This window comes from Micromonospora sp. KC207, from assembly GCF_004348615.1.
GTDB lineage: Bacteria > Actinomycetota > Actinomycetes > Mycobacteriales > Micromonosporaceae > Micromonospora.
In genome coordinates this window covers 1-3,746 of the sequence record NZ_SMKJ01000442.1, presented here as the reverse complement: position 1 = coordinate 3,746, position 3,746 = coordinate 1, and the positions used below count along the sequence as shown (strand labels likewise).

The following is a 3,746-nucleotide window of genomic DNA, read 5'->3' as shown; positions in this document are numbered from 1 at the left end:
GCCACCGGCCGTGCCGCCGATCCGTTCGGGGTCGGGAGGTTACGCAGCCACCCGGAGCGGGTACGGATCAGGTCAGCGAGGGAGTTCCGGCGGCGTCCGAGGCGCGCGCCGCTGGCGATGGTGGTGGATGACCGTTCGGACGAGGGGGTAACGTCCGAACGGTCGGCCACCGCGTCGGGCTCGGGCTTGTCGTCGAGGGTGTCGTCGTCACGCATCCGACGAGGCTATGCAGGTCATATCCGGATAACCCAGGCTCATCGGGTGGCCCTCGCCACACTGGCAGGTCACGAGTCCGGACGCCCGGGCACCGGTAGCCCCGAGTCGGCAGGGACGGGGCGAGTCCGGCGAACCTCCGGTACGGGCCGGCTGGCACCCGGCAGGGCGATGACCGCCCGGAACATCGGGCGATCCCACCCGGATGCCCCCCTCCACCGATCGGCCGACCCCGCACCACCGTTCGGCCCAGCACAGGGGGCCACCCGACGAAACGGGGCCGTTGCCTGATTGTGATCATGGATCTCACGCCGGAACGTCGGCGCAGGAATGCACGAGGATGGCGGGTACGTTTCCCCGAACCGGGAGCCGTGCGCGACACGGCCCCGTACGCGCCATCCCAGGGAGGTCCGCACCGGTGCTCGACCCACACGAGCTCTACGAGCTTTCCGACGATCTACCCGAACTCGGACAGCCGGTCCTGATCCAGGCTCTCACCGGCTTCGTCGATGCCGGAAACGCCACCCGGCTGGCCCGGGAGCAGCTACTCACCTCCCTCGACGCCCGCCCGGTCGCCAGTTTCGACGTCGACCAGCTCTACGACTACCGGTCCCGGCGTCCCCCGATGACCTTCGTCGAGGACCACTGGGAGGAGTACGACGCCCCGACGCTGAGGGTGCACCTGCTGAACGACGACGACGAGACCCCGTTCCTGCTGCTCACCGGCCCCGAGCCGGACCTACAGTGGGAGCGGTTCGTGGCCGCCGTCGCGGGGCTGGCCGCCCGGCTCGACGTCCGGCTCACGGTCGGCCTCAACTCGATCCCGATGGCGGTGCCGCACACCCGTCCGACCGGGGTGACCGCGCACGCCACCCGCCGCGAGCTGATCTCCGGGTACGAGCCTTGGCTGCAACGCGTCCAGGTCCCCGGCAGTGTGGGGCACCTGCTGGAGTACCGCCTCGGCGAACAGGGCCGCGACGCGCTCGGCTTCGCCGTCCACGTGCCGCACTACGTGGCCCAGGCCGAGTACCCGGCCGCCGCCGAGGTGCTGCTCGCCTCGGTGTCGCGCAGCACCGGCCTGCTGCTGCCCCGCGACGGCCTGCGCTCGGCCGCCGAGGTGGTGCGGGTGGAGATCGACCGGCAGGTCGCCCAGACCGAGGACGCCGCCGCCCTGGTAGCGGCGCTGGAGGAGCAGTACGACGCGTTCGCCCGGGGGCGGGGCGAGAAGAACCTGCTGGCCGCCGAGGTCGGCCCGCTACCGACCGCCGACGAGCTGGGCGCGGAGCTGGAGCGGTTCCTGGCCGAGCAGGGCCGGCCGGGCGACACCCCGGGGAGCTGACCCGGCGGCCGGGGCGGGGATGCGGCAGGCTAGGAGCATGCGCCTGGCGACGTGGAACGTGAACTCGGTGAAGGCCCGCCTGCCCCGCCTGCTCGACTGGCTGGCCACCACCGGCCCCGACGTCGTCTGCCTCCAGGAGACGAAGTGCCCCGACGGGGCGTTCCCGGTGGCCGAGGTCGGCGAGCTGGGCTACACCGTCGCCAGCCACAGCGACGGCCGGTGGAACGGGGTGGCGATCCTGTCCCGGGCCGGGCTGGCCGACGTGACGGTCGGCTTTCCCGGCGAACCGGGCTTCCCGGAGCCGGAGGCCCGGGCCATCTCGGCCACGTGCGCCGGGCTGCGGGTCTGGTCGGTGTACGTGCCCAACGGCCGCGCCCCGGGCGACCCGCACTACGCGTACAAGCTGGCCTGGTTCGCCGCCCTGCGCGACGCGCTGGAGCAGGAGCTGACCGGCGGGCTGCCGCTGGCCGTCTGCGGCGACTTCAACGTCGCCCCGACCGACGCCGACGTGTGGGACCCGGCCCTGTTCGCCATGTCCACCCACGTGACGCCGGCGGAGCGGGACGCCCTCGCGGCCTTGCGCGACCTGGAGCTGAGCGACGTGGTGCCCACCCCGATGAAGGGGCCACACCCGTACACGTACTGGGACTACCGGGCCGGGATGTTCCACCAGAACAAGGGCATGCGGATCGACCTGGTGTACGCGTCCGCGCCGTTCGCCCGCGCGGTCCGCGCCGCGTACGTGGATCGGGAGGCCCGCAAGGGCAAGGCCCCCTCCGACCACGCCCCGGTCGTGGTGGACGCCGACCTGACCCCGGCCGTGGAGACGTTCTGAGTAGGGTGGGGCCATGGCAGTCGTGAAGATCAACGCGATCGACGTTCCCGAGGGCGCGGGCGAGGAACTGGAGCGGCGGTTCGCCGCCCGGGCCGGCGCGGTGGAGGGCTCTCCCGGGTTCCTCGGGTTCGAGCTGCTGCGCCCGGTCGGCGGCGAGAAGCGCTACTTCGTCTACACCCGGTGGGAGTCGGAGGAGGCGTACCAGGCGTGGGCGGCCGGGCCGTCCCGGGCCGCGCACGCCGGTGGCGAGCAGCGACGCCAGGTCGCCTCCGGCGCGACCCTGCTGGAGTTCGAGGTGGTCCAGCAGGTGCCGGCCCCTGGTGACCAACGGCCCTGAGCCGCGCGGGCGGCCACGCCCTCGGGCCGACCCCTGACCCGCGACCCTCCTGGTCACGCCGGCGCGCGCCTTTTCCCGGCGGAGGGCCGGCGGGAGGCCGAGCCGGGACGCCCACGCGCGGCCACTGTCGGCCGTCGGCCCGATCCGCCAACACTGCCGGTGAGCCGAAACAGGTTGTTGGCCCGCCGGCCCGTGGCTACGGTGCGGTGATGCCCTCGCCACTTCTCACGGTGACCTCCGACGCGCACGACGCGGTTCGCCTTGCGCGGTTCTGGGCCGGGATGCTCGGCCGGGAGGTCGTCGAGGACGCCGGTGGCGCGCTCCTGCCCGGCGACGACACCCAGCTCAACCTCCGGTTCGTCCCGAGCCAGGCGGAGAAGGTCGGGCCGAACCGCGTGCACCTGCACCTGACCAGCGCCGACCACGACGACCAGCAGCGCCTGGTGACGACAGCGCTGGGCCTCGGCGCGGACCACCTCGACATCGGGCAACGCCCCGAGGAGGGGCATGTCGTGCTGGCCGACCCCGAGGGCAACGAGTTCTGCGTGATCGAGCCGGGAAACGGCTTCCTCGCCGGGTGCGGCCTGCTCGGGGAACTCGCCTGCGACGGCACGCGCGAGGTCGGTCTCTTCTGGAGCGAGGCGCTCGGCTGGCCGCTGGTGTGGGACCAGAACGAGGAGACCGCGGTCCAGTCACCGCACGGTGGCACGAAGGTCGCGTGGGGAGGCCCACCCGTGGCCCCGAAGAAGGCACGGAACCGGCAGCGCTTCGATCTCGCCCCGCCCGGTGGCGACCAGCACGCGGAGGTCGACCGGCTGATCGCACTCGGGGCCACCCGGCTGGAAACCGCTGCGGACGGTGCCGTCGTGCTGGCCGATCCCGACGGCAACGAGTTCAGCGTCACGACGAACTGACCGCCGACGACGAGGTGTGTGTCGCGCGGTGGTCACGGGAGGCGCGTCGGGGTTGATCTCGACGAGGACGTGAACCTCTTGATCCCCTGGGGTGGGAGGGGTCAGGGA

General features: G+C 72.9%; 4 protein-coding genes and 1 pseudogene. 4 read left to right on the top strand and 1 reads right to left on the bottom strand.

Annotation, left to right across the window (positions count from 1 at the left end):
• Positions 1-215 (bottom strand): annotated as a pseudogene (locus tag E1258_RS30925) (peptidase M23); the annotation flags it as partial.
• A 416-nt stretch (positions 216-631) separates the two neighbouring features.
• Here E1258_RS30925 and E1258_RS30920 point away from each other — a divergent pair.
• The 4 genes from E1258_RS30920 (at position 632) to E1258_RS30905 (ending at position 3,638) form a co-directional block, all read left to right on the top strand.
• Positions 632-1,552: a proteasome assembly chaperone family protein gene (locus tag E1258_RS30920; protein WP_132407324.1), complete on the top strand. Its 921-nt coding sequence runs from the start codon at positions 632-634 to the stop codon at positions 1,550-1,552.
• A gap of 37 nt (positions 1,553-1,589) precedes the next feature.
• Positions 1,590-2,387: an exodeoxyribonuclease III gene (locus E1258_RS30915; RefSeq protein WP_132407322.1), complete on the top strand. Its 798-nt coding sequence runs from the start codon at positions 1,590-1,592 to the stop codon at positions 2,385-2,387.
• Positions 2,388-2,400: 13 nt separating this feature from the next.
• Positions 2,401-2,724 carry an antibiotic biosynthesis monooxygenase gene (locus E1258_RS30910; protein ID WP_007075681.1) on the top strand — a complete coding sequence of 108 codons (324 nt, stop codon included), beginning with the start codon at positions 2,401-2,403 and terminating at the stop codon, positions 2,722-2,724.
• A 209-nt stretch (positions 2,725-2,933) separates the two neighbouring features.
• Positions 2,934-3,638: a VOC family protein gene (locus E1258_RS30905; protein ID WP_207919859.1), complete on the top strand. Its 705-nt coding sequence runs from the start codon at positions 2,934-2,936 to the stop codon at positions 3,636-3,638.
• Positions 3,639-3,746: the final 108 nt, after the last annotated feature.

Coding starts and splice junctions, on each gene's coding strand:
- E1258_RS30905 (WP_207919859.1), top strand. CDS start 2,934: ATGCCCTCGCCACTTCTCACGGTGACCTCCGACGCGCACGACGCGGTT.
- E1258_RS30910 (WP_007075681.1), top strand. CDS start 2,401: ATGGCAGTCGTGAAGATCAACGCGATCGACGTTCCCGAGGGCGCGGGC.
- E1258_RS30915 (WP_132407322.1), top strand. CDS start 1,590: ATGCGCCTGGCGACGTGGAACGTGAACTCGGTGAAGGCCCGCCTGCCC.